This window comes from Cellulomonas sp. P4_A2 (assembly GCF_056402515.1).
In genome coordinates, this window is record NZ_JBFUHG010000241.1 from 1 (window position 1) to 363 (window position 363).

Genomic DNA, 363 nt, shown 5'->3' on the forward strand with positions numbered 1-363 from the left:
ATGCAGGCACACGCGCTGTCGCCGGAGCACTCGTTGGACCTGATCGCCGCGATCGACCGCGACGGCTAGGAACCTCAGACTGCCCGAGGGGGCCCGATGTCCGATTGCCTCGCAGAGCACGCGTTACGGTGGCGGCGCAGCAGCCGCAGCACGGGGATGAACAACTGCGTGGAAGCAGCGCCGTTCGGTCCGGAACAGCTGGCCGTGCGGGACTCCAAGGACGTGTCCAGGCCTGCGCTGCGGTTCTCGGCGGCGGCCTGGAAGTCGTTCGTCTCCGCGCTGACCGACGGGCCGGCCGGCTGACCGGCCGGTCCGCGGGTCCGGTCAGGCCGCCGGAGCCGTCCGCAGGACGGTCTCCACCGC

1 protein-coding gene is annotated in these 363 nt (G+C 71.6%); it reads left to right on the top strand.

Annotated features, from left to right (window positions below):
* Positions 1 to 96 precede the first annotated feature (96 nt).
* Positions 97 to 303, top strand: a complete 207-nt coding sequence (locus tag AC1DUE_RS20895; protein ID WP_326632101.1) for a DUF397 domain-containing protein — start codon at positions 97 to 99, stop codon at positions 301 to 303.
* Positions 304 to 363 lie beyond the last annotated feature (60 nt).